20 protein-coding genes are annotated in these 25343 nt (G+C 48.3%); 13 read left to right on the top strand and 7 right to left on the bottom strand.

Features of this window, described 5'->3' with window-relative positions:
- Positions 1 to 75: 75 nt before the first annotated feature.
- Positions 76 to 552 (bottom strand): hypothetical protein, encoded by a 477-nt coding sequence (locus H6570_06280; protein MCB9318868.1) that lies wholly within the window; start codon positions 550 to 552, stop codon positions 76 to 78.
- Positions 553 to 696: 144 nt separating this feature from the next.
- Here H6570_06280 and H6570_06275 point away from each other — a divergent pair, with 144 nt between their 5' ends.
- The 5 genes from H6570_06275 to H6570_06255 are packed head-to-tail and all read left to right on the top strand — an operon-like array spanning position 697 to position 7073.
- Positions 697 to 2787, top strand: coding sequence for a thioredoxin domain-containing protein (locus H6570_06275; GenBank protein ID MCB9318867.1), 2091 nt, complete (start codon positions 697 to 699; stop codon positions 2785 to 2787).
- A gap of 50 nt (positions 2788 to 2837) precedes the next feature.
- Entirely contained in the window at positions 2838 to 3224 is a 387-nt protein-coding gene (locus H6570_06270) for a cytochrome c maturation protein CcmE (GenBank protein ID MCB9318866.1), read from the top strand.
- A gap of 10 nt (positions 3225 to 3234) precedes the next feature.
- The gene (gene ccsA, locus H6570_06265) at positions 3235 to 6072 is read left to right on the top strand and encodes a cytochrome c biogenesis protein CcsA (protein MCB9318865.1); all 2838 of its coding nucleotides are present in this window, start codon (positions 3235 to 3237) and stop codon (positions 6070 to 6072) included.
- A complete protein-coding gene (locus tag H6570_06260) occupies positions 6065 to 6817 on the top strand; it encodes a DUF2520 domain-containing protein (protein ID MCB9318864.1) in 753 nt (250 codons plus the stop codon). Before ccsA ends, H6570_06260 begins: the two co-directional genes overlap by 8 nt.
- Positions 6795 to 7073: a hypothetical protein gene (locus H6570_06255; GenBank protein ID MCB9318863.1), complete on the top strand. Its 279-nt coding sequence runs from the start codon at positions 6795 to 6797 to the stop codon at positions 7071 to 7073. The genes H6570_06260 and H6570_06255 overlap by 23 nt, the downstream gene beginning before the upstream one ends.
- On the opposite strand, the gene H6570_06250 is transcribed toward H6570_06255, so the two are convergent.
- On the bottom strand, positions 7052 to 7699 hold the full coding sequence (locus tag H6570_06250) for a uridine kinase (GenBank protein ID MCB9318862.1): 648 nt from the start codon (positions 7697 to 7699) through the stop codon (positions 7052 to 7054). The two genes, H6570_06255 and H6570_06250, sit on opposite strands and share 22 nt — an antisense overlap.
- A 105-nt stretch (positions 7700 to 7804) precedes the next feature.
- Between H6570_06250 and H6570_06245 the strand changes: the two genes are divergently transcribed.
- The 4 genes from H6570_06245 (at position 7805) to dinB (ending at position 15044) form a co-directional block, all read left to right on the top strand.
- On the top strand, positions 7805 to 9085 hold the full coding sequence (locus H6570_06245; GenBank protein ID MCB9318861.1) for a hypothetical protein: 1281 nt from the start codon (positions 7805 to 7807) through the stop codon (positions 9083 to 9085).
- Positions 9086 to 9120: 35 nt separating this feature from the next.
- Entirely contained in the window at positions 9121 to 10728 is a 1608-nt protein-coding gene (locus H6570_06240) for an amidohydrolase family protein (protein ID MCB9318860.1), read from the top strand.
- 67 nt (positions 10729 to 10795) lie between these two features.
- On the top strand, positions 10796 to 13942 hold the full coding sequence (locus tag H6570_06235; GenBank protein ID MCB9318859.1) for a glycosyl hydrolase: 3147 nt from the start codon (positions 10796 to 10798) through the stop codon (positions 13940 to 13942).
- 31 nt (positions 13943 to 13973) lie between these two features.
- Positions 13974 to 15044 carry a DNA polymerase IV gene (dinB, locus tag H6570_06230; GenBank protein MCB9318858.1) on the top strand — a complete coding sequence of 357 codons (1071 nt, stop codon included), beginning with the start codon at positions 13974 to 13976 and terminating at the stop codon, positions 15042 to 15044.
- A gap of 15 nt (positions 15045 to 15059) precedes the next feature.
- On the opposite strand, the gene H6570_06225 is transcribed toward dinB, so the two are convergent.
- Genes H6570_06225 through H6570_06210 form a run of 4 tightly spaced genes read right to left on the bottom strand, consistent with a single transcriptional unit; the run spans position 15060 to position 19918 of the window.
- A complete protein-coding gene (locus H6570_06225) occupies positions 15060 to 15539 on the bottom strand; it encodes a Ni/Fe hydrogenase (GenBank protein MCB9318857.1) in 480 nt (159 codons plus the stop codon).
- Positions 15484 to 16932, bottom strand: coding sequence for a Ni/Fe hydrogenase subunit alpha (locus H6570_06220; protein ID MCB9318856.1), 1449 nt, complete (start codon positions 16930 to 16932; stop codon positions 15484 to 15486). Before H6570_06220 ends, H6570_06225 begins: the two co-directional genes overlap by 56 nt.
- Positions 16933 to 16934: 2 nt before the next feature.
- The gene (locus tag H6570_06215; protein ID MCB9318855.1) at positions 16935 to 18203 is read right to left on the bottom strand and encodes a (2Fe-2S)-binding protein; all 1269 of its coding nucleotides are present in this window, start codon (positions 18201 to 18203) and stop codon (positions 16935 to 16937) included.
- 2 nt (positions 18204 to 18205) lie between these two features.
- Positions 18206 to 19918 (bottom strand): NAD(P)H-dependent oxidoreductase subunit E, encoded by a 1713-nt coding sequence (locus tag H6570_06210; GenBank protein ID MCB9318854.1) that lies wholly within the window; start codon positions 19916 to 19918, stop codon positions 18206 to 18208.
- 195 nt (positions 19919 to 20113) lie between these two features.
- Between H6570_06210 and H6570_06205 the strand changes: the two genes are divergently transcribed.
- Positions 20114 to 22882 (top strand): pyruvate, phosphate dikinase, encoded by a 2769-nt coding sequence (locus H6570_06205; protein ID MCB9318853.1) that lies wholly within the window; start codon positions 20114 to 20116, stop codon positions 22880 to 22882.
- A 90-nt stretch (positions 22883 to 22972) separates the two neighbouring features.
- On the opposite strand, the gene H6570_06200 is transcribed toward H6570_06205, so the two are convergent.
- Positions 22973 to 23158: a hypothetical protein gene (locus H6570_06200; GenBank protein ID MCB9318852.1), complete on the bottom strand. Its 186-nt coding sequence runs from the start codon at positions 23156 to 23158 to the stop codon at positions 22973 to 22975.
- 152 nt (positions 23159 to 23310) lie between these two features.
- Here H6570_06200 and H6570_06195 point away from each other — a divergent pair, with 152 nt between their 5' ends.
- The 3 genes from H6570_06195 to H6570_06185 all read left to right on the top strand — a co-directional run bounded on the left by H6570_06195 (position 23311) and on the right by H6570_06185 (position 25279).
- Positions 23311 to 23652: a hypothetical protein gene (locus H6570_06195; protein MCB9318851.1), complete on the top strand. Its 342-nt coding sequence runs from the start codon at positions 23311 to 23313 to the stop codon at positions 23650 to 23652.
- A gap of 131 nt (positions 23653 to 23783) precedes the next feature.
- Entirely contained in the window at positions 23784 to 24413 is a 630-nt protein-coding gene (locus tag H6570_06190) for a rhomboid family intramembrane serine protease (GenBank protein MCB9318850.1), read from the top strand.
- Positions 24414 to 24427: 14 nt separating this feature from the next.
- On the top strand, positions 24428 to 25279 hold the full coding sequence (locus H6570_06185; GenBank protein MCB9318849.1) for a glycoside hydrolase family 16 protein: 852 nt from the start codon (positions 24428 to 24430) through the stop codon (positions 25277 to 25279).
- The last annotated feature ends 64 nt before the right edge of the window (positions 25280 to 25343 follow it).

Below are 25343 nucleotides of genomic sequence, written 5' to 3'. Positions count from 1 at the left end.
GGATAAAGGTTTTGGAGTTCCTTACTGCAAACACGGCTACCAAGCAATGTGTTTCAGTTTAGAGGAAATAATTAGTTAATTGACCATTTTATCGGCACAACAGGAGCTTGCGAACGCTTCAGGTTTTGCTTTGAACACAAAACCCATACTCAAAATATACCCCATGGCTTCCCGCAAGGCTTCATTGGAACGGAAGGAAGGGTCGGTATTGATGTCGGCGTGTACTTCCAACTCTACATCGTATTTATCCAGCAGATCATGAATGCTGTAGGCGATTTCGACCGAACGGCCCACTTCCGTGATCATTCGCTCCTTTAAGGACATGCGCTGTTTTACCCGGTAGTTGTTGATCAGCATGAATCCGCCTTTTTTCTCACGGAGGAAGACAATGACCGTGGCATATTCAACCCATTCACCTCGTACCCTTGAATCCGTGCCGATACATAACTTGAGTTTATTACCGAGTTCCTGTTCGCGTTCAATGTACATCGCAACCGTGTCATACAACGGTTTATCAATTTTTTCACCATTCAGGCGACGCCACTTTTCCATAACAAGAGCATTTATCCTCTAACCTATTAAAAAAAATCAATAGTATAGAGTGTTAATTATTATGGTATTATAAACAAATCGTTAAACTCAATATTATTTCAAGATTGGAACAATTTCAAATGAAATCCTGTTATAAGGCTGCTAATGATGCGTAGTACTACATTTTTGGTTCTGCTTGCGGTTATTCAAATCGTAGCCTCCTGCCAATCCCCGCCGGCAGAAAATCATCTCGCCGGAGAAAGCAGCCCCTATCTGCTGATGCATGCTCACAATCCGGTTGACTGGTACCCTTGGTCGGAAGAAGCATTGAACAAAGCACGGAAAGAAAATAAGTTATTATTGATCAGTTGCGGTTATGCAGCCTGCCACTGGTGTCATGTTATGGAAGAAGGTGCATTCTCCGATACTGCCGTTGCCCGTTATCTGAATCAGCACTTTGTTGCGATCAAGGTGGACCGGGAGGAACGTCCGGATATCGACGCTCTGTACATGCAATCGTGTCTGATGGGTAATGGTGGCTCCTGCGGATGGCCTCTGAATACATTTGCTTTACCGGATGGCCGACCGATTTACAGTGGCACCTATTACCCTGCCAGGAACTTTCTGGAGGTGCTCCAGTATTTTTATCAGCAATATACCCTGGACCCGGCCAAGATCAACGCTTATGCCGCAGAATTGGAGCGAGGTATCCGGAGTTCCCTGACTTTACCGGTAACAGATCCTGGTCCGATATCTCCTGATTTTCAAAAATTTACTGCAAATCTGGTGAGCCGAATCGACTGGACCAATGGAGGATTTACCGGCGCGCCCAAATTCCCGATGCCAGTGGTGCTGCAATATCTTCTTTCCACCGGCCACCTGCTGCAGGACAGCCAGGCCATACAGGGCGTTCTCCTGTCTCTGGACAGAATGGCAGAAGGAGGTATCTACGATCAGCTGGAGGGTGGCTTTGCCCGCTATTCGGTCGATGAACAATGGCGCATTCCTCATTTTGAGAAAATGCTTTACGATAATGCCCTGCTCATCCAGTTGTACGCACAAGGCTACAAATACAACCATGACCCCAATTACGCCCGGATCATCCGGGAATCCATTGATTTTGTTTTTGCCCATTTGGCCGGCGAAAATTATTTTTACAGCAGCATGGATGCTGACAGCGAGGGCGGGGAAGGCACCTATTACCAATGGAAATGGAGTGAATTGCAGGCAGGTCTGCGTGATGCCACCGTCTTCAGCCTTGCCACCGCCTATTACGGAGCAAAACCAACAGGGAATTGGGAACTGGGTAAGAACATCCTGCAGGCGCCGCGGTCCCTGACAGACCTGGAGTCAAAATTTGGTAAGGATTCACTGGCCATCATCACGGCTATGGCCGAGGCCCGTGATCAACTTAAATCCATCCGTTCTCAACGCCCCGCACCAGCTATTGATGCCAAGGCTATCACCTCCTGGAACGCCCTGATGATCATAGCATTAAGTGAAAGTGCCCAGGCCTTGGGAAATCACGCCTACCGGACAGCAGCCCTGGCAACCGGAGAGTTTATCTGGAATAATCTGTACGACAAACATGAAGGCTTGCATCGTATTTTCATCCGGGAACACTCGCAGGGCCCGGCTCATCTGGAAGATTATGCTTATCTGATCCGTGCGTACATTTCACTTTACGAATTATCATTCGAAAAAATCTGGCTGGAAAGAGCACAAACCCTAACAAAGGAAGTCCTGAAACATTTCGGTGTGAATGACTCGCCTCTTTTTTACAGCACCTCTGATCTTCAGGACCAGTTAATTGTCCGGGCCATACAATGGCAGGATGAGATCATGCCCACGCCCAATGCCGTTATGGGCCAGAACCTGTTTATGCTGGGCTCTTTACTGGATATAGATGCGTACCGGGATCATTCAGCTCAAATGGCAAACGCGGTTAATCCGTACCTGGTAAAGGCAGAAGACCCGTTCTCTCTGGCCAGCTGGATGACCCTGTCCTGGTACCAGACCAGAAAAACCCACGAAATTGCTATTGTAGGAGATCGGTCCGATCAACTGCGGATAGCAATGCAAAAGGAATTTATACCAATGGATCTGTTTATGGGCAGTGACCAGGAAGAAAACCTGGCTCTTTTAAAGGGGAAGTACCAGCCAGACCATACCTGGATTTATGTTTGCGAACAAGGTATTTGCAAGCAGCCCGTTCAGGATGTTCCGGCAGCTTTGAACTTATTGCAAGGAAACTGACATGAAATGTATAATCATTATACCTTTGCATCACCAAAAGTAAGTGTGGCATGAAAAGAATTCACATTATCATCGGCATTATGATTGTTGTTGGAATCGGACTGATTATTCAGGCATCCGGTGATATGAGCACTTACGGAACCTTCAAGGAAGCACAGCATACCGGAAAGAAAGTTAAGATCGTAGGAACCCTGGCCAGAGATAAAGAAATGAAGTATAATCCTGAAGTAGATGCCAATTTCTTTTCATTTTATCTGACGGATGAAAATGGTGAAACACAAGAGGTCATTTATCATAAAGAAAAGCCTCGCGACTTCGAACTTTCGGAAAAAATCGTTCTCACCGGCCAGATGCTGGACGGCACTTTCCGGGCTACTGATATCCTGCTGAAATGTCCTTCCAAATACAAGGATGAAGAACTAAAGATGAAGTCATAAAATGGCCAATGTGCAGCAGGTCTCTTATCTAAATGAACATTTATGGGTAGGACAAATCGGTCATCTTGCGATGGTGACACTGTTTGTTACCACCTTATTGGCTATCTACTCATTTTTTAAAGCTGGTAAAAGCAAAAATGTCCCCTGGATGAATCTGGGCACCAGTGCCTTTGCCATCCATACTGTAGCCACACTCCTGGTAATCGGTCTTTTGCTATACAGCATGTTCAACCGATTCTACGAGTACAATTTCGTGTTTGAGCAGGTGTCGGATGACCTTCCTGCTACGTACGTGTTTGTCGCTTTCTGGGAAGGCCAGATCGGAAGTTTTCTGTTGTGGATGTTCTGGAATATAGCCATGGGATGGATGATCTGGCGGAGTAAAAGTGAATGGAGTGCACCGGTTCTGGGCTTTATGCTGATCATTCAGGCTTTTTTAGCGTCGATGGTACTCGGCATCTATCTGCCTGGAGATATACCCATCGGACGGAGCCCCTTCACCTTATTGAGGGATCTGAACGATGCTCCCATTTTTGCCAGCGCGGACTACATCCAGAGTATTCGCAAGATGGCCAGCGGATTAAATGTTTTACTTCAAAATTATTGGAATATCATCCATCCGCCTACTCTCTTCCTGGGCTTTGCCGCCACCGCCGTTCCTTTTTCATTCGCGTTATCCGGCATGTGGTATAAGGACCATAAAACCTGGTTGCAGTCAGCATTGCCCTGGGCCTTGTTTGCTGGCGCAGTGCTCGGCACCGGTATTCTTCTCGGAGGAGCCTGGGCCTATGAAGCATTGAGCTTTGGCGGTTACTGGGCATGGGATCCGGTAGAGAACACATCATTTGTACCCTGGCTGATCCTGATTGCCGGAATCCATACCAATCTGATTGCCCGCAATACAGGCTATTCCATCAAGAGTACATATGGGTTTTACGGACTGGCTTTTCTTTTAGTGGTCTATTCCACATTCCTTACCCGGAGTGGAATACTTGCTGACACCTCCGCTCATGCCTTTACTGAGATGGGGCTGCAAAAGCAACTGCTGATTTACCTGGGAACACTGATGGGTTTATTTGTTGTCCTGTATGGGAGAACCCGGAAATCAATACCTGTGATCGAGCAGGAAGAGAAACTATCCAGCCGCGAGTTTTGGATGTTCATCGGCTCGCTGGTGCTATTGTTTTCTGCAGTACTGATTACCTATACGACCTCCATACCAGTCTACAACAAACTTTTTGATGGCCTTGGCTCACTTTTAGGGAAAGATCTGTCATCCTGGCACCGTGCCATGCCTCTGGAGCCCATTGCACATTATAACAAGTTTCAGGTTTGGGTCGCTTTCTTCCTTGCACTGCTTACCGGCTTAAGCCAATGGTTGCGTTATCGGGCCATGGGTTGGGAACAATATCATAAGACCTATTACCGGCTCCTGGCAATCCATGCCGGCGGTGCATTGGTGTTGACCCTGCTTGTAAACCTCTGGTTATCAATTCATGCCTGGCAATATCAGGCGATGTTGTTCGCCGCTGCGTTTGCCGTTATTGCCAACCTGGATTACCTGATCCGCCAGATCCATGGAAACATAAAGCTTGGCGCTTCAGCGCTGGCCCACGCTGGACTGGGCATCATGCTGATCGGCATTCTGTCCAGTGGATTGAATCAGGACATTATCTCCAAGAACACCAATATTCTGAAAGAAGATTTTGGCAGCCTGGCGGATGAGAGCTTGTTTGACAATGTCTATCTGACCAAAAATATCCCTCAGCGCATGCGGGATTACACCTTATTATACAAAAAGGATACGATAATCCGCAATGAACGGTTCTACGACATTGATATTTTTAAGCAAGGCCCTGATGGTAAAATGACGGATAAATTCACCATCCACCCAGGTGTTGTCTACGACGATAAATTTGCAAAAATATTATCCGTAAATCCATCCATTCAGCGTTACTGGAATCGTGATTTGTTTACCCTTGTGGCCCAGGTTAATGCCCATCACTCCGGGAATGAAGCCATGCACCAGCTGGAGGACTCACTGACGTATCAGAAGATGAGTATGATGTTGAAGGACACATTTGAAACCAAGACCGTAAAAGCCTGGATAGAATCCATTTCATTTGAAAGTGAGAATCCCGATTATGAGCCGGAACCGGGTGACCTGTGTCTTTCGCCGGTATTTATGTTGCAGAGCAAAACCACGGGAAAAATCTACCCGTCGAAACCATCAATTGTTCTGCGAGGTAATGTGGTCTATAGTTTATCGGATGTTGTCAATGAGGTAAATACGAAGATCAGGCTATCGGATAACCTGTTGGATGAATATTTCCGTCAGGAAGCCAGTGCAAGCTATACAACGCTGGAATTAAAACAGGGACAGACCGCCCAGGCAGAAGGCTACACCATTCATTTTGCCGGTTTCAACCGTCATCCAGAGCATCCGATGTATCAAGCAGATTCGACGGATATTGCCATCAGTGCATTTCTCGAAATCCAGTCTCCGGGTGGAGCAACTTACCAGGCAGAACCGATTTACTACATTCGGGGCAACCGTCCCTTCAATATTCCTGTTTATCTACCTGATCCGGATCTGATGGTCCGTTTCACTCATGTAGATCCCGGTAAGGAAACCATAGAGCTCCAGATAGGCAGTGATCATCTGGACCAGTGGACCATACCTTTTGAAATATCCAGTGATTATCCCCGCGATGACTATGTCGTGCTGCAGGCCAAGATATTCCCGGGCATCAACCTGTTCTGGAGCGGAGGGCTGCTGATGATGGCAGGTCTAGGACTTGCCCTGTGGAGCCGGCGTAAACAGCGCAGAGCGAATTCCAATGGTTGATATTGGCCTGGTTGGAAAAGGCAATGTAGGCAGCTTTCTGGCAAGCCGTATCCCCGGTATCAAGTGGATTCTCACCCGCTCTCAGCAGGACAATTCCTCATACCGGAATTATGACCAGTTAAATCCGGTGGATCTGGTTATCCTGGCCGTCCCGGATCAACAAATCACATCTGTTTCCATAAAATTGGCTGCTCATTTGCCACCGGACACTCCGGTCGTACATACTTCTGGAACATTATCCTGGAAAGTCATTGATCCTTATTTTCATCAACGTGGTGTATTGTATCCGCTGATGACCATCCGAAAAGATAATCCTCCGATGGAATTGCAATTCCCATGGTTAGTAGACGGAAATAGTGTATCATTTATCCAAATTCTGCTAAATGCCGGGCTTCAATGGCAACTACCTGTCCGGGAAATGCGCACCTCGGACCGGGAAAAGTTGCATCTGGCCGCCGTGTTTGCCAATAATTTTACGAACCATTTATACTACCTCGCAGAGCAGTGGGTGAAAGAAAACAACCTGGATTTCCAACTACTATTACCGCTTATCCGGGAGACCGTCCATAAGTTATCTACCACTGATGCCTATGTAGCTCAAACCGGACCTGCCAGGCGCGGTGATATGGTTACGATCCACCGGCACCTGGAGTTGTTATCTGACGATCCTGACAAGCGTTTTGTGTATGAAGCACTAACTTCTTCTCTTTTAAAAGAATACCATGCGACTGCTAAAGACCATTGACCATCCCCGGTTGCGGATCAGCATTTTTCTGCATAACCGGCGCTATTCTATCAAAGCGGAGGACCAGCTTTATCAGGAATTTATGACGTTCAGGGAAGATGAGATTGAAGACCTTGATCAACTGGTGCGCTTAATTAACGAGACTAATTATCCGGATCAGGCGATGAAAAGACTTGCTGGCATCCACGAAGACCGTTTGAGAATACTGACCGGCCAGCAATTATCCCACCAAAGTCAGGAGGAGGATATTATCTGAGCATTGGCGGATTTATTCAACACCTGGTTGATGTATGCTTTGAGGACCATCAGGCCGTTATCGTAATTCTGATTATTGGTTATGATCAGGTCACACTCGTCGTAGAAGGGCCTGATATACCGGTCAAATGCCGGTGACACATGATGCTGGTACCGGTAAAGTACGTCTGTAATGGGGTAATTGCGTTCAGCTCCATCCCGTTTGATACGCCGGATAATTTTCAGATCTTCTTTTGCATGGATGAATATCTTCAGATCAAGCAGACGACGTAATGAAGAAAAATGGAATAAAAACAGGCCTTCTACGAGAATAATAGGAGCCGGTTCGTAAACGACATCCTTGGCATAGGATTGCGGATTGTTAAAGACATATTCTTTACGTAGGACTCTCTGGCCGGAAATGATCCTGAGCAGGTCGGTTTCCATGGATTCCAGATCAAATGACTCTGGCAAATCGAAGTTCTCTATACCATGTTCATCGCATTGTTGCTGATGGATCGGATGGTAGTATTCGTCCATGCTAACTATGCATAAGTCATTCGTGGCGAATTGCTTGCGCAAGTCCTGGATAAATGAAGTCTTCCCCGATCCGCTGCCACCGGTAATGCCAATGATGTAGGGTTTCATGTGCTGATTTGCTATTTGGTTGGCTCGGGCTGAAAATTAAAGATTTTTAACTAATTTCAACCCGGTCCCTAACCAATGTCGTTGAATTAATAAAGCAAGATCAAGGTGGATATACTTCGTGGTGCTCTTGGATTAGTGGTATTATTGCTTATTTGCTATCTGCTCAGCGCCAACCGGAAATCCATAAACTGGGTTACGGTCTCGGTAGGCGTTTTAATGCAAATAATACTGGCGGTACTGATGCTAAAGGTGCCTTTTGTGAGAGCTATGTTTCAGTTTATCGTCAACTTTTTTGTGTTGATGATCAACAGCACCAATCAGGCAGCCGTGTTTCTTTTTGGTGATTTGGCGAAGCCTGGAGGCACCTTCGGGTTTGCGTTCAGTGTATTACCAACCATTGTCTTCTTTTCGGCGCTGTCCTCATTACTCTACTATTTAGGCATACTGCAACGTGTGGTGTATGCATTTGCCTGGTTGATGAATAAAACCATGCGGTTGTCCGGCGCTGAAAGTCTGGCTGCTGCCGCGAATGTATTTATTGGCCAAACGGAGGCTCCGCTCGTCATCAAGCCTTATCTCGAGAGGATGACCCGATCCGAAATCATGTGTCTTATGACCGGAGGGATGGCAACCATTGCGGGCGGCGTTTTTGGCGCCTACATGGCTATGCTCGGTGGCACCTCCCTGGAAGGTCAGCAACTTTTCGGAATGCATTTGCTGACGGCATCCATAATTTCTGCTCCCGCGGCTATTGTTGCAGCCAAGATGATCTATCCCGAGCCTGACCCTGAAAATATCGAGCGGAATCTGGAAGTGCCGCGATCTTTAGCCGGTTCTAATCTTTTGGATGCCCTGGCTTCCGGCACCACCGACGGACTTAAACTTGCTGTCAATGTCGGAGCCATGCTGCTGGCATTTATGGCCTTTATTTATTTAGGCAATTCCGTCCTGGAATGGATCGGTTCCATTACCGGCCTCAATGCGACGATCGCTGCACAGAGTGGTGGCCGTTTCGACGGATTGACCCTTCAATTCATTTTCGGAATCCTCTTCTCCCCTATAGCCTGGATCATCGGTGTAAGTGGTCAGGATATGATTGCCATCGGTCAATTACTGGGAGAAAAAACCATCCTCAATGAATTCGTTGCCTATACCTCCCTGACCGACTTCAAGAACATGGGCACAATCAGTGAGCGATCGATTATCATCGCGACCTATGCACTTTGCGGTTTTGCCAATTTTGCATCCATTGGTATTCAGATAGGCGGCATCGGAGCGATTGCCCCGGGGCAAAGGAATACACTGACATCATTGGGTATCAAAGCGCTAATTGGTGGCACTGTTGCCTGTCTGCTGACGGCGGCTATCGCCGGCATGTTGATGTAAAATGGCTTTCAAAATCCGGACACAATCATCGACTTATGAATAAATACTGGTTTCAAGTGCTTTTATGGCTCGTCCTCGGTATAACGCCCAGGCTGCTGGTTGGACAAATTGAAGATGCTCCCCTGATCCAGGAGGGAGACGGCCCCTACCCGCAACTTATCATCCGTGGCGCTACGCTGATCAACGGCAATGGTTCTCCTCCTCAGGGCCCGGTGGATGTTGTGATCAAAAACAACCGCATTGTCAATGTGGTAAGCGTAGGTGCACCCGGCGTCCCCATTAACCCAAACCGTCGCCCGAAACTGGAGGACGGCGGAAAAGAACTTGACGCTGAAGGCATGTACCTGTTGCCGGGATTTATTGATATGCACGGGCACATCGGTGGCAAAGCACAGGGCACACCCGCAGAATATGTGTTTAAGCTCTGGATGGCTCACGGGGTAACAACCATTCGCGAACCCGGTAGCGGCAATGGCCTGGACTGGACGCTGAAACACAAGAAACTAAGTGCTGAAAACAAAATTACTGCTCCCCGTATTTTTGCCCTTACCTTCTTTGGTGCCGGCAGTGATGAACCCATCACCACCGCCGACGAGGCACGCGCCTGGGTCCGCCAGAATGCTAAAAACGGTGCGGACGGAATCAAATTTTTCGGAGCCAGTCCTGAAGTAATGGATGCCGCACTCAGGGAAAACAAAGCATTGGGTCTGCGGAGTGCCTGCCATCATGCCCAACTCAACGTAGCCTGGTGGAATGCCCTGCAATCAGCACGTGCAGGCCTGACCAGTATGGAACATTGGTATGGTCTGCCTGAGGCACTTTTTGACGGTCAGACCGTCCAGGATTATCCACCGGATTACAACTACAATAATGAACAGGACCGGTTTTCACAAGCCGGCAAATTGTGGGATCAGGCTGCTAAACCGGGTTCCGCTAAATGGAATGCCGTTATGGATGAACTGCTGGAACTGGACTTCACTCTGGATCCTACGTTTAACATTTATGAGGCAAGCCGTGACCTGCACCGCGCCAGAACCCAGGAATGGCACCAGGAATATACCCTTCCTTCATTATGGGAGTTCTATGCGCCATCCCGGATCTCGCATGGTTCTTACTGGCATGACTGGGGCACTGAACAGGAAGTTGACTGGAAGAAAAACTATCAGTTGTGGATGGAGTTCGTAAACACCTATAAAAACCGGGGAGGTAGGGTAACCACCGGGAGTGATTCCGGCTTTATCTATGAACTTTACGGGTTTGCCTATATCCGCGAACTGGAATTGCTGCGGGAAGCCGGTTTTCATCCCCTGGAAGTGATACGGGCTGCGACCTTAAATGGAGCACAAGCTTTGGGTATGGAAAAGGATCTCGGAACCATCGAGCCGGGCAAATTGGCCGACATGATTCTGGTGGAGGAAAATCCGCTTGCTAATCTCCAGGTCCTGTACGGTACCGGAGCAATCAAATTAAATGAGCAAAATGAAGTAGAACGAGTCGGCGGTGTAAAATATACCATCAAGGACGGTATCATCTACGACGCCAAACAATTGCTACGTGATGTTAAAGCCATTGTCGATAAAGCCAAAGCAGAGTCAGGATTTGAATTTGCTCAACCAGGCATGGAGAAGGAACATAAGTCCTGATTCCGGGTTTAAGATTAAAACAATTATCTCAACATATTCAATACGAATAATAGCAAATTAAACTTCTATGAAATTCAGATTAGCCTTAATCATCATGATGGCCATGGTTTGCCAATGGACCTTTGCACAACGCAAAGCCAAGCCGGTGGTAACTGCGGCCCCTGCCCCGGTAATCCAGTACGATCAAAAATTGTATGATGCCATTCAGTGGCGTGAGGTAGGACCCTTCCGGGGTGGCCGATCGGCCACAGTAACCGGAGTACCCGGAAAGCCGGATCTGTATTACTTCGGCGCTACTGGAGGAGGAGTCTGGAGAACCACCGATGCAGGTGAAACCTGGGAAAACATTTCTGATGGATTCTTTGGAGGCTCCATTGGCTGTGTAAGCGTCAGCGAGTCCGATCCAAATGTAATTTATGTGGGTGGTGGTGAAAACACCGTCCGTGGAAACGTTTCTTATGGGTATGGAGCCTGGAAATCAGTGGATGCCGGGAAAACCTGGACACACATCGGCCTGGATAATTCAAGGCATATTTCCAGAATACGCATCCACCCTAACGACCCCAACACTGCCTGGGCGGCAGTCATGGGTGATCTTTTCAAACCCAACGAGGACCGCGGCGTCTATAAGACCACCGATGGAGGTATGACCTGGCGCAAGGTATTGTTTGCCAATGCCGATGCAGGAGCTGTGGATCTGATTCTGGACCCTAATAATTACCGCATCATGTATGCATCTACCTGGAATATCCGGCGCACACCCTACAGCCTGTCCAGCGGCGGGCCTGGTTCTGCTTTGTGGAAAAGTACTGACGGGGGTGAGACCTGGACCGATATCAGTGCCAATAAAGGCCTTCCCAAAGGAGTTTGGGGTATCGTAGGCGTTACCGTCTCCCCGGCCAACAGTGATCGCCTCTGGACTATCATCGAAAATAATGATGGTGGTGTTTTCCGCTCGGATGATGCTGGAGCCACCTGGATCAAAGTGAACTCAGACCGGAATCTGCGCCAGCGGGCATGGTATTATTCCAGGATCTATGCCGACCCCAAGGACCAGGAAGTAGTGTATGTCATGAACGTATCCTATCAGAAATCGACAGATGGAGGCCGTACTTTCAAGGGTGACAATGCGCCCCACGGTGACCATCACGACTTGTGGATAGCTCCTGAAGATCCCCAACGGATGATCATAGCCGATGATGGAGGAGCACAAATTTCCTTCAATGGTGGCGGAAGCTGGTCAACCCTGATGAATCAGCCCACTGCACAATTTTACCGTGTCATTACCGATAACCATTTTCCATACCGGATCTATGGTGCCCAGCAGGACAACTCGACCGTCAGGATTCTTCACCGTTCCGATGGATATGGAATATCCGAAAGCGATTGGGAGACAACTGCCGGCTGCGAATGTGCTCATCTGGCCCCGTATGCAGCGGATGATGACATCGTATTTGGTGGATGTTACGACGGATTGCTGGAAATGGTGAATCACAAAACGGGATACAGCCGCGCCGTGAACGTATGGCCGGACAACCCGATGGGACACGGTGTCGAGGATATGAAGTACCGGTTTCAGTGGAATTACCCCATCCTGTTTTCACCACACAATCCCAACAAATTATATACGGCTTCAAACCACCTTCACGTAAGTTACAATCTGGGCCAATCCTGGGAAACCATCAGCCCGGATCTGACGAGGAATGATTCAAGCCGGATGGTATCCTCCGGTGGACCCATCACCCAGGACAATACTTCTGTGGAATATTACTGTACCATCTTTGCGGTTGCTGAATCACCACGGGAAGAAAATGTCATCTGGACCGGAAGTGACGACGGCCTGATCCATATCACCCGGGACGGAGGTAAAAGCTGGACGAATGTGACACCAAAACAAGCTCCGGAATGGACTATGATAAATAGCATCGATCCGGATCCACACCGGGACGGAGCCTGCTATGTAGCGGCCACGATGTACAAATCCGGTGATTACCGTCCTTATCTCTATAAGACACTGGACTATGGCCAGACCTGGGAAACGATCACCAATGGTATTCCTGATGATGAGTTTACGCGGGTCGTTCGTGTAGACCCTGAAAAACAGGGATTGCTCTATGCCGGTACGGAAAAGGGTATGTGGATCTCTTTTGATGACGGAGCAAACTGGCAACCTTTCCAGCTTAACCTGCCTATCGTTCCTGTAACGGACCTGACCATCAAAGACAACAACCTGATCGCTGCAACCCAGGGACGTGCATTCTGGATGATTGACGACCTGACCCCGCTTCAACAGCTCAGGGATGCCGTGAAAAATGCCAAATCATATCTCTTCAAACCGCTGGCTGCATACCGGATGAACGGAGGAGCACCCAGGCGCGCCTCACTTACGACAGGCACCAATCACCCCAATGGAGTTATGATCTATTATTACCTGGCGGATAAACCTTCACCTAAAGACACGTTAGTGTTAACCATCACGGACATGCAAGGCAAGACCATCCAGACGTTCTCAACCGGCGCTAAAGACCGGGAGCATAAACTGGAACCTAAACAAGGTTCGAACCTGTTCGTGTGGGACATGATGGAAGACCCGGCTGAGCGTTTTGACGGATTGATCATGTGGTGGGCATCCCTAAGCGGACCAAAAGCGGTACCGGGTAAGTACCAGGTTACGCTGAAAGCTGCCGGAACCGAACAGAAACAAGAGTTTGAGATCCTCAAGGATCCGCGCGGAACCACAACCATAGCCGATATCCAGAAACAACATGATTTCCTGGCAGAGATCAGGGATAAAATGACGGAAACGCACCGTACCATAGAGGACATCCGCCTTGTACGCAAACAAATGAAAGGCTATGAGGAGATGATCAAGGGAATGGATCAGGTAGAAGCGATCATTGCGAAAATGAAAAACATTGATAGCACGATGACCCTCGTCGAGGAGGCCCTGTACCAGACTAAAAACCAGAGTCCTCAGGATCCACTCAACTTCCCTATTCGTCTGAATAACAAACTGGCGCACCTGACCACCCTCACCAGTGGAAATGACTATCCACCTACCGTGCAGGCCATTGCTGTCAAAGATGAGCTGATCGGAGAAATTGATTCCTATCTGAATCAATTCAAACAAATAACGCTTTCGGATCTCAAGATGCTCAACCAGATGATCCGTGAACGTACGATTGATGCCATTATGCTCAAAAAGCGCGAATAAAAGCAGCATAAGGTTACTTGTAGAGGCATCCATGTCAAGCACCAGATCCACCCGGAAGATCATACACATTGACATGGATGCCTTTTTTGCATCTGTGGAGCAACTGGATAATCCTGAACTGAGAGGAAAGCCCATCGCCGTCGGAGGGTCCCGTAACCGGGGCGTAGTCGCCGCAGCCTCCTATGAAGCCCGTACATTTGGTGTCCATTCAGCCATGCCATCCCGTACAGCCTATGAAAAATGTCCGCACATCATATTTGTCAAACCCCGATTTGCACGATATAAGGAAGTATCCCAACAAATCCGGCAAATCTTTCACGAATACACCGACCTGGTAGAACCTCTGTCCCTGGACGAAGCATTCCTGGATGTGACGCAAAACAAAGCGGGCATCACATCCGCAGCAAAAATTGCCAAAGAGATAAAGCGAAAAATTCAAGCGACTACCGGGTTGACAGCCTCTGCGGGCATCGCCATGAATAAGTTCCTGGCAAAAATCGCTTCTGACATTCATAAGCCGGATGGCTGTACGCTGATTCTGCCTGAGCATGCCGACGACTTCATTGCGCGATTACCTATTGGAAAGTTTTTCGGGATCGGGAGGGCTACCGCGGAGAAGATGCACCAGCTGGGTATACATTCCGGTGCCGAGCTCAAACAATTTGATCGGCTCGACCTGGTCCGCTGGTTTGGCAAAATGGGGAATTATTACTACGACATTGTCCGGGGTCTGGATGAACGACCTGTGGTACCCAATCGTGAAAGGAAATCAATATCCGCAGAGACCACTTTCGATACCGATATCAACGAAATAGAATTGTGCAGGCCTGAGATCATCCACCTTGCTGACCGGGTAACCTCGAGTGCATCAGGACTAGCTGTGAAAGGAAGGACGGTGAGTATCAAAATCCGGTTTTCGGATTTTACCACCCTCCAGAAGCAAAAATCGTTTCCAGAAGCTACCTGCGACCCGAATATAATACGCAATGTTGCTTTGGAATTGCTGGACTATTTCAGGGATCAATACAAGCCCGTGCGGTTGCTAGGGGTCGGATTACACAATTTTGATCCCGATCCCGAAGGGCAATTGGAATTATTCTAAGGCCGAAGTTGATATTCAGATGAGTCTGCGAACACACTCAAATGCCTCAAACAAATTAACCTTGGCATGACGCGTCATCGGCTTGCCCAATTCCCAACGGTAACCGGTAATCGATAACAACCAGGCTTCCGGAGTCTTTTGGTACAATTCGCCGGAGAGGTGAAGCAAACTGGCCGGTGACAAAGCATGCGTGGACCAGGTCCCGTCCTGCTCGGGAAACACCGGTTCCAGAGAATAGCCTCCGGTGATCTTCGAAACGTGTGAATCCACGAATAACACTTTATCGTACGCCGTGATCATCGCCGCATCCTCAATCTGCAACTGGAATACCTGCTGCACTTCCAATGGAATTCCTATTGCTTCGATCAACTCCAGGAATTTCCAACCCAGGCCATCATCCTGTCTTGCTGTATTTCCTATCCCAACGACTAAGATCTTCTCACGATCTGGTTGCGGTCTGAATAATATTTCCTCGACGGTCTTGTACTTCAACATAAAGCGGCATTTTACCCAAAGCATGGGTCGCACAACTTAAACAGGGGTCGTAAGCACGAATGGCTATTTCGACCTGATTGAGCATCTGCTCAGTGACTTCAAACCGGTTGTCCAATACATTCTGAGCCACCCATTTTACGGCTCTGTTCATTGGTTCATTATTATGCGTTGTAGAAACGATCAGATTACATCGGGTGATCATTCCTTTGTCATCGACTTCGTAATGGTGGATCAGGGTTCCTCTTGGAGCCTCAATCACCCCGATACCCTGCGACCGCTGGGTTCCTTCTCTTCTCAGGTCATCGCCCAATATTGTTTCATCATGGAGCAGATCGCGGATTGCCTCCGCACAATACAGCATTTCGATCAACCGGGCCCAATGCGTATGCATGGTCATGTTGTTTGGTTTACCTCCCGTATAATCCCGGAATATTTTTCGCTCAGCTTCAGCCAGCGGTGTCGTAATGGATGTGCTGACATTCAAGCGGGCCAGGGGCCCCACCCGGTTCCAGCCTTTTTCCTGCCCCAGTTCTTTCAGATATGGGAACTTGAGATAACTCCACGGTTTTACGAATTCTGAAAAATGTTCCACATAGTCCGTTGCTGGTGCAAACAATGTCTGATTGCCTTCCGCATCAATAGCACGTAGCGGGCCATCATACAACTCCAGGGCACCATCCTCCGTCACCATGCCCAGGTGACCTGACGGATAGGTCGCGAAATAGTCCAGCCAGGGAGCATTCTGCTCGTGATATTGCTTCATGAAATCAATGACTTCGGACAGCCATTCGATAATGGTATCGATGGAAGGGACACCTTCTCCTTTCAAAAATGCATCGCGTTCAGGTTTCGTAAAAGTCTTGTGTACTCCCCCGGGAACAGCCATAATCCCATGGATCCGTTTACCGGCCAACGCTTTGATGATTTCCTGACCAAACTGTCGCATCTGAATGCCTTTGCGAGCCAGATCCTTGTTGGCAATTGCCACTTCAACGACATTCCGCTTGGAAGCCTCAGCATCAAGACCAAACAGCAGATCTGGGGAAGCGAGATAAAAAAAATGCAGTGCGTGTGACTGGAGGACCTGACCAAAGTGCAGCAGACGCCGCAATTTGGTTGCTGTTGGAGTTAAGTCCTTCGGATCCAGTCCTGCTATCTGGTCAATAGCTTTGGCAGCAGCTAAATGGTGACTCACCGGGCATATTCCACACAGTCGCTGAACCAGCACCGGAGCTTCCCAATAGGGTCTTCCCTGCACAAACCGTTCAAATCCACGAAACTCCACAATATGGAAGAAGGCATCTTCCACCCGGTGGTTGTCATCCAGCAATATGGTGACTTTCCCGTGACCTTCCACCCGCGTTACCGGATCAATGATAATCTTTTTACCCATGATCAGTCGTATTTAAATTCAGGATAAATAACATCGTATTTGGTTCCAAACAGGATGTTCTGTACTACCTTCCAGATGTGTTGTGCTGAAGGAGGGCACCCCGGTATATGGTAGTCAATTTTGACTACTTCATGACAAGGATAAACCCGGTCCAGGATTTTTGGGATGTCGACGTGATTTGGGATTATGTTTTGAGAATTCTGGGTTACGGGTGAATGCAGGTATGCTTCCTGTAGACACGACTCCAGCGAGATGGTATTGCGCATGGCCGGCAGTCCGCCCCAGATGGCGCATTCTCCTACAGATACGAGAATATCACAATTGGCTCGGAAATATTCCAGGTTTTCAATGTTTTCCGAGTTACAACACCCACCTTCTATCAATCCGATATCAACATGCCGCGAAAAGCGCTTGATATCCGTCAAAGGGGATTTATCAAAGGAGACCAGTTCGATTAAATCAAGCAACCCCAGATCGATATCCAGCATGGACATGTGGCACCCAAAACATCCTGCCAAGGAGGCGGTTGCGACCACTTTTTTCTGAGCCGGCGCAGCAGGTTTTTCCACCGGTGTGGCCAGAGGAATGGTTTCCCTGCTCTCCAGCTTGTCGTATTTCCTGTCTCCAAATGGCCGGGATTCGCTTTTCCCACGCACCAGGATGGCTCCGACCGGGCACAACCGCATGGCTCTGGTCAACTCCTTTTCGGACATTTCCGCTTCCAGCTCGTAATCGACATTGACTTCCGTTCGGCCTCCGCGTCGATGGTAAGAAAATACTTTCTCCCCTTTGTCTGTTACAAACTCTTCCACACAGCGCTTGCAAAGGATACAGCGGTTGTGGTCAATAACCAGGCGCTCCGGTTTAAAGTCTACGATCCTATCCACGAAGGTATGTGGAAATCGAGAATAGGTGATCCCCGACTCATAGGCCAGGTGCTGAAGGTCACAGTCACCACTTTTCTCGCATGCCGGACAGAAGTGATTTCCTTCAGCGAAGATCAGCTCCAGGATAGCTTTCCGATTCTCAATCAGGTCGGGTGTATTGACCTGGACACGCAAGCCTTCTGAAACTTTAAGAGAACAAGCCGCCCTCGGCTGTCCGCCTATGGCTACAGTGCACACTCGACAGGTTGCCAGCGGCGGATCGATGTGCGGATAATAGCAGAGAGAGGGAATATTGACCCCGTTTTCTGCAGCAGCATCCACGAAGTTTTTCCCATCTTCAGCCTGGCATGGCTGATCGTCAATATAAAAAGTAACTTTTTTCATGATTATCGCAGTTCATTAATGATGCGATCATAGGCAGCTGTTGCCAGATCGAGGTCAAAAGGTGCATTTTTGGTCCGGGTATGCTGATCCATGATTTCGGGAAAGCGCTGGGCAGCCTGGATGATGGCTTTGGGCGCCGTTTGACCCAAACCACACCGGCTGTTGTACTCCATGAGTTTCGCCCAATCGTTTAATTTATCAACGTCCTCGGTGGAGGCCAGTCCTCTCTCCATTTTACGGAGCTGAACCGACAACATGTAATTTCCGGCCCGGCAGGGGGTGCAAACCCCACAGGATTCCTGCAAGAAAAACCGGTTGTAATTCTGCAGAATCTGCAACAAGTCCCGTTGTCGATTATAGATCATCACCGAACCACCGCATCGTAAATCATGCAGTCCAAGCATCCTGTCCCGCCAGGTAGCAGGAATAAACTCTCCTGATGGGCCACTTACCTGGATGGCATAGGGATCTTCAGCACCGCAACGGTCCAATAATTCTCCGATGGTAATACCCCAGGTGATTTCATAAATTCCAGGATATTGACAGTCCCCGGCGATGCTTAACAATTTGGTGCCCGGTGAGTCCGGATGATTTTTATTCATATATGGCTGATAGCCTTGTTCCAGAATCCTGGCAGCGGTGCATAATGTCTCAACATTATTGACTACCGTCGGCTTGCCGAGATACCCTTTTTCAGTGGGATAATGAACGCGGGGCCGGGGTTCCCCCCGGTTGCCTTCGAGGGATTCCAGCAGAGCAGTTTCTTCACCACAAATATAGGCTCCGGCACCAATGGCCAGATCGATATCAAATTCAAAGCCCGGCACGCCACATGCATCTTCCCCAAGCCATCCTTGTTCTCTGAAATGATGCAGAGCCGATTCGATTTTGGGGATCAGGTACTGATACTCACCGCGCAAATAGATTATGCCTTGTTTTGCACCGACTGCATAGCCGGCAATGATCATGCCCTCCAGAAGAAGACCCGGGTATTTCTGAATCAGAAACCGGTCCTTAAAGGTCCCTGGTTCGCCCTCATCCGCATTGCAGACAACATATTTTTCAGGTTCGGCCTGGTTCCGGCACGATTGCCATTTCAAATGCGTCGGAAAAAATGCGCCTCCCAGTCCGGTGAGCCCGGCTTCCATAATCTCCCGTATAACGTCATCGGGTGACAGAAGATTGAGTTTGTTAACCGCCATCCCGGCATGGTAGGGCCTGATCATCAAATGTTTATCTTCGTCGGCATTCGGATAAGCATCGGACAAAGGCCGGTCTGCCAGATCATCGATATCGGTGCCCGTCCTTAACTGGTGGATCAGGTGATGAACTTTTTCCGGTGTCAGATTGATAAAGGGACGCCAATTGATCAGTGCCGCAGGCTCTACGTCGGAAAGGCCAATGCATGAAGCCGCCTGGAGGGTAAACATATTGGTGGGGTCCGTATGGTTCAGTCTGGTACCGGTGGCATCCTGAAAAGCTGCCAGTACATCCGTAAATCCTGCAAATTCGGATAGAATGCTATTGTTCAGATGGATGGTATAGCGCCCTGCAGGTTTGCGGCGAAAAAAATGATAAAAGGAAATAACCCCTTCCAGATCCACCCAGGAACGTCCAGTCTGGCGACTCAGTTGCCGGATCGACTTATCAGAAAGGTAACCCTCATCGTGTTGTATTTTCCACAATTGATTGAGTAGGAAGTTTTGCTTTGACATGACCAATTTGTTTGGAACAAGTTACAAAATGACCAGTTTGGCAAATTATTAAGCATGACAATTCTCATATTGCTAAATGATTTCGTCGGGCTGGCTAACCAATGATTCAGATCATATCAAAACACGACCAGGGCTACCTTTTTCCGGCTACTTTTTCCTGTACTTTGAATCCGAATCATAAAAAACGGTATTAAAATGGGCTCACAAAAATTTGTTTATACGTTTGGTGATCGCACGGCTGAAGGCAACAAATCCATGCGTATCCTACTTGGTGGTAAAGGTGCAAACCTGGCAGAAATGAACCGTATCGGACTGCCGGTGCCTCCTGGATTTACCATTTCTACAGAAGCTTGTAATGCCTATTACAAGGATGGAAAACAACCGACTCTTAAATTATTGAAGGAACAAGTATTGCATGGCATTGAAGCCATCGAAAACATTGCCGGTAAGACATTCGGTAGTGAAACCAAGCCTCTTTTGCTCTCGGTTCGCTCCGGTGCACGGTCTTCCATGCCTGGGATGATGGACACCGTTCTGAACCTCGGACTGAATGACAAGATCGTTGAAGCCTGGGCAAAAGCCACTGGCAACGAACGCTTGGCATGGGACTCTTACCGGAGATTTTGCCAGATGTATGGTTCGGTTGTTCTGGGGCTGAAACCCATCTTCCAGGATGAAGTGGATCCCTTTGAACAAATCATCGATGAGATCAAAGAAGCCAGAAATGTAACGCTGGATAATGATCTGACTATCAGTGACCTGAAAGAACTGGTGGTACGTTTTAAAGCACGCATTCATGAACGTACCGGTAAAGATATCCCCGATGATCCTTACGATCAGTTGTGGGGCGGTATCATTGCGGTATTTGACAGCTGGATGGGTAAACGCGCTATTCAATATCGTAAAATTAATGACATCCCGAATGACTGGGGTACTGCCGTAAACGTCCAGGCGATGGTTTTCGGAAACACCTCCAACAATTCAGCTACCGGTGTTGCCTTTACACGCGACCCGGCTACCGGCGAAAACAATTTTGTCGGTGAATATCTGATCAATGCACAAGGAGAAGACGTCGTTGCCGGTATCCGCACACCACAACAGATCTCCTTAAAAGGATCACAACGGTGGGCTCAGCTGGCCAATGTACCAGAGGCTGAACGTAAATCCACTTATCCTAGTCTGGAAGAGGCAATGCCTCAGGTTTATAAAGAGCTGGATGAAGTCCGCACCATCCTGGAAAATCATTATACGGACATGCAGGACCTGGAGTTCACCATCGAAGAAGGCCGGCTCTGGATCTTGCAGACCCGTGATGGCAAAAGGACTGGCGAGGCTATGGTCCGCATCGCACACGACCTCCAGATTGAAGGGCTGATCAGCGCAGCCACTTCGATAAACCGGATCGAGCCGGATAAACTCAATGAACTATTGCACCCCGTATTCAATAAGAAAGATCTCAAAACCGCAAAAATGATCTCCCAGGGTCTTCCGGCTTCACCGGGAGCAGCCACCGGACAGATTGTCTTTTTTGCTGAAGATGCAGAGGATTGGGCTGCAGCCGGCAAACCAGTTATCCTGGTACGCATGGAAACATCACCGGAAGATATTTCGGGTATGAACTCGGCAAAAGGTATCCTTACTGCTCGTGGAGGTATGACTTCCCACGCAGCTGTTGTTGCCCGCGGTATGGGTAAATGTGCCATCACTGGTGCCGGCAGTCTGATCATCGACTACACCAACCGTCAGTTTCGCGTCGGGGAAGTTGTCTATAAAGAAGGAGACTGGATCTCCCTGGACGGGTATACCGGTTACATCTATGAGGGTCGTGTACCGACCAAAGATCCTGAAATCAGCACACACCTCCAAAAACTGATGACCATCGCGGACAGCCAGTCACGGCTCAGGGTATTGGCAAATGCCGACACTCCGACCGATGCGAAAACCGCCCGCGAGTTCGGAGCCAGAGGTATTGGACTTTGCCGTACCGAACACATGTTCTTCAAGCCAGAAAGAATCCGGATCGTACGTGAGATGGTATTGGCAAAAGACGAAGCCGGACGTCGCGCCGCTTTGGACAAGTTGTTACCAATCCAGATGCAGGATTTTGAGGAGATCCTGGAGGTCATGCACGATCTGCCGGTAACCATCCGTTTATTGGATCCTCCATTGCATGAATTCTTACCTGAAGACGAAGCCGCTGAGAGGATGATCGCTGAAGACCTTGGCATCACCTTCGAAGAAGTGCTGGACCGGGTGAATACATTGCACGAAACCAACCCTATGCTGGGTCACCGTGGATGCCGTCTGGCCAACACCTATCCGGAAATTACCCAGATGCAGGTACACGCCATACTGGAAGCAAGCATCCATTTGAAAAAACGTGGAGTACACGTTTATCCTGAGATCATGATTCCATTGACCAGTATTGGTAATGAATTGCGCATGCAGATCAAGATCATCCGCGATACCGCAGAGGAGATCTTTGCGAAATACAACGAAACCGTTGATTACAAAGTGGGTACGATGATTGAAATTCCGAGAGCGGTGATCATTGCCGATCAGATTGCTCCGATGGTGGACTTCTTCTCATTCGGAACCAATGACCTGACTCAGATGACCTTCGGTTTTTCACGGGATGATATTGGCAAATTCCTGCCGATCTATCTTGAAAAAGGCATCCTGAAAAAAGACCCGTTCCAATCCATCGACCAGGATGGTGTAGGCCAGTTGGTCAGCGTGGGTACAGCGAATGGCAAGCGGGTAAATGATCATCTGAAAGTCGGTGTCTGTGGAGAACATGGTGGCGACCCGGATTCGATCCGCTTCTTCCACCGCAGTGAACTGGATTATGTAAGTTGCTCACCGTTCCGCATTCCGATTGCCCGGTTTGTTGCTGCACAGGCTGCGATTAATGAAAAAATGTCTGAAGAAGCATTGAAAATCAAAGCTGCAGAACTTGCCTGATTAACGTAGAGATCTGGTAAAGATCAAAATAGTATGTATGGGCCGGTGGATTATTCCTCCGGCCTTTTTTATTGAGTACCCGAAAATGGATCACTGATCCGACTGAAATATCAGATGTTGTACTTCTTCCAAAGTTTTCTGCTTGTTGGTCAGTTTTTTCCGTTCCGCCGTCAAGGGACCACCCTTCATGTTATTCAATTCAAGGGAAATCTTGTACATCAGGTCTTCCACCGCCTCCAACAATATGTCTTTGTATTTGCTGTCAACAGAAATCATATGGCAGGATTTAATGCTTCTTTCTAAGATAACAATTCCTGAGTCATTCTGTATCCCGCCTGATTTCCGCTACATACCCTTTAAATCCTTCATCCGAAAAACGACTTCATATTAAGATAAATTGGCATAATTTCTGAAGTTACTAAACCACTATGAACATCGAAGAGATAAACAAGCGGCATCTGTTTAAGACGGACCAGTTGTACAGGATAGGATTCGGACTGTACAGCCGCTTATTGGATTACCGCAACGGTGTTATTTATCTCGAAGTGCTTTTCGATAAACGATGGAAATCCGATTACAACGGAACTGCCTACGAACTGGCTCGATGCTGGCGTGATAACAACACCGAACTGGGTAAAGCGATCGGTTGCAAAGTGTTCATCATTGATGCCCGCAAATTTCCCTACAAAAAGGATTTGTTCAGAAACAAGATCCGGCCCGAGTACGACGCCAGAAAAGGATTGCTGTTCAAAGAGAACCTTTTAAATTAAAGATCGTAATTCACCTCTCTCTATACTTGCGACAATTACCAGGATCCTACCCTGAACCATCCTGCATTTTTGCTTTCCGCCTTCCACAATCATCATCAGGATGTGTTAACTTTGAATAAATTATTCAAAACGTGAGCATTACCCTGATCATTATTGTGGTTACGGTGCTGGTGTCCTACATGGCCTTCAACAATCCGGTAACATTTGAACAACTCAAACATTACCCTTACCAGATTCACCGGGATCACTCGTATTATCGAATACTGACCGGCGGATTATTGCATGGTGACTGGATGCACCTGGGTATCAACATGTATGTATTCTATCTGTTTGGCACCTATGTTGAACAGGTTTACATGTCTGAATTTGGCACCGGTAAAGGAAGGTTGTTGTATTTCCTCTTGTATTTCATCAGTCTGATCACTGCCAATTTCGTGACTTTTTTGCGCCATCGTCAGAATCCTTCCTTTGCGTCGGTTGGGGCATCGGGAGCAGTCTCCGGGGTCGTTTTTTCGTTCATCGTATTTAATCCCTGGAGCATGCTACTGCTCTTCTTTATCATCCCCATTCCGGCCATCATCTTTGCAGTTCTCTATGTGATCTATTCCTACTATGCCAGCCGTAAAGGACTTCAACCGCATTACGATCATGAAGGACACCTGTACGGTTCTCTGGCCGGATTCCTGTTTACTTTATTGCTGAAAAAGGATTTTATCATTGAGTTTATTCAACGCATCAGCCACCCCGATTTCCAATTTTAATAAAAACCAACCTAATGATCAATAGCTCCAACAGGCAGATTTACGGGCTTATCCCGGTTGCCGGAATCATAGCGCTTATCCTCTCAGCCTGCGGACCGGCGGCTCCATCCGGGAACACCACTGGAAACACACCGGAAGAAGAACTGGTATGGCAGGATGAATTTGATGGCAATGATCTTGACACGACCAAATGGGCCTACCAATACGGAGCCCATGGCTGGGGAAATAACGAGTGGGAAGACTATACAGACAGTGCAACCCTTACTGTCTCCGATGGGATGTTAGCAATCCATGCCATCAGGACCGGAGCCGGACAAAAGGTGGGAGATTATAAATCCGCACGCATAACCAGTAAGCAAACATTCACCTATGGCAGAATGGAGATCCGGGCTAAACTACCAGACTATCGGGGCAATGGCATCTGGCCGGCTATCTGGATGCTTGGTGACAACATCGGTACTGCCGGGTGGCCGGAATGCGGCGAACTTGACATCATGGAAAATGTAAGCTACGACCCGGGCAAAGTGCATGTATCCATCCATAGCAAGGCCAACAACCATGTCGATGGCACCCAGGTGACTTCCGGCCCGGTGGATGTTCCGGATGCAGAGAAAACCTTTCACAATTATGGCCTTATCTGGGATGAAGATCGCATCCAATTCTACCTCGATGATCCAGGCCAAATCCTGCTTTCCTTCGACCGCCCTGCCGAACATAATCAAGACAACTGGCCATTTGACCATCCCTTCTACTTTATCCTGAATATCGCCGTAGGTGGCAACTGGGGAGGCCAGCAAGGCGTGGATGACAGTCTATTCCCCGCCACCATGCTGGTGGATTATGTACGGGTTTATCAGAAGCAGTAATCTGCTTCGACACGAACAATGCCATTACCTTTTCAGGTAAAAAAAGGAACCTGCAAGATCGGGA

The sequence above is a fragment of the Lewinellaceae bacterium genome (genome assembly GCA_020636135.1).
Classification (GTDB): domain Bacteria; phylum Bacteroidota; class Bacteroidia; order Chitinophagales; family Saprospiraceae; genus JAGQXC01.
Note: the sequence above shows the minus strand (reverse complement) of the source record. Positions and strands in the feature narration are given on the sequence as shown.

Bases quoted from the DNA above. Each gene is read 5' to 3' on its own strand.
- H6570_06210 (MCB9318854.1), bottom strand. From the start codon at position 19,918: ATGTCAAAGCAAAACTTCCTACTCAATCAATTGTGGAAAATACAACAC.
- H6570_06255 (MCB9318863.1), top strand. From the start codon at position 6,795: ATGCGACTGCTAAAGACCATTGACCATCCCCGGTTGCGGATCAGCATT.
- dinB (MCB9318858.1), top strand. From the start codon at position 13,974: ATGTCAAGCACCAGATCCACCCGGAAGATCATACACATTGACATGGAT.
- H6570_06215 (MCB9318855.1), bottom strand. From the start codon at position 18,203: ATGAAAAAAGTTACTTTTTATATTGACGATCAGCCATGCCAGGCTGAA.
- H6570_06240 (MCB9318860.1), top strand. From the start codon at position 9,121: ATGAATAAATACTGGTTTCAAGTGCTTTTATGGCTCGTCCTCGGTATA.
- H6570_06205 (MCB9318853.1), top strand. From the start codon at position 20,114: ATGGGCTCACAAAAATTTGTTTATACGTTTGGTGATCGCACGGCTGAA.
- H6570_06250 (MCB9318862.1), bottom strand. From the start codon at position 7,699: ATGAAACCCTACATCATTGGCATTACCGGTGGCAGCGGATCGGGGAAG.
- H6570_06225 (MCB9318857.1), bottom strand. From the start codon at position 15,539: ATGTTGAAGTACAAGACCGTCGAGGAAATATTATTCAGACCGCAACCA.
- H6570_06260 (MCB9318864.1), top strand. From the start codon at position 6,065: ATGGTTGATATTGGCCTGGTTGGAAAAGGCAATGTAGGCAGCTTTCTG.
- H6570_06280 (MCB9318868.1), bottom strand. From the start codon at position 552: ATGGAAAAGTGGCGTCGCCTGAATGGTGAAAAAATTGATAAACCGTTG.
- H6570_06185 (MCB9318849.1), top strand. From the start codon at position 24,428: ATGATCAATAGCTCCAACAGGCAGATTTACGGGCTTATCCCGGTTGCC.
- H6570_06195 (MCB9318851.1), top strand. From the start codon at position 23,311: ATGAACATCGAAGAGATAAACAAGCGGCATCTGTTTAAGACGGACCAG.
- H6570_06235 (MCB9318859.1), top strand. From the start codon at position 10,796: ATGAAATTCAGATTAGCCTTAATCATCATGATGGCCATGGTTTGCCAA.
- H6570_06275 (MCB9318867.1), top strand. From the start codon at position 697: ATGATGCGTAGTACTACATTTTTGGTTCTGCTTGCGGTTATTCAAATC.
- H6570_06200 (MCB9318852.1), bottom strand. From the start codon at position 23,158: ATGATTTCTGTTGACAGCAAATACAAAGACATATTGTTGGAGGCGGTG.
- H6570_06220 (MCB9318856.1), bottom strand. From the start codon at position 16,932: ATGGGTAAAAAGATTATCATTGATCCGGTAACGCGGGTGGAAGGTCAC.
- H6570_06270 (MCB9318866.1), top strand. From the start codon at position 2,838: ATGAAAAGAATTCACATTATCATCGGCATTATGATTGTTGTTGGAATC.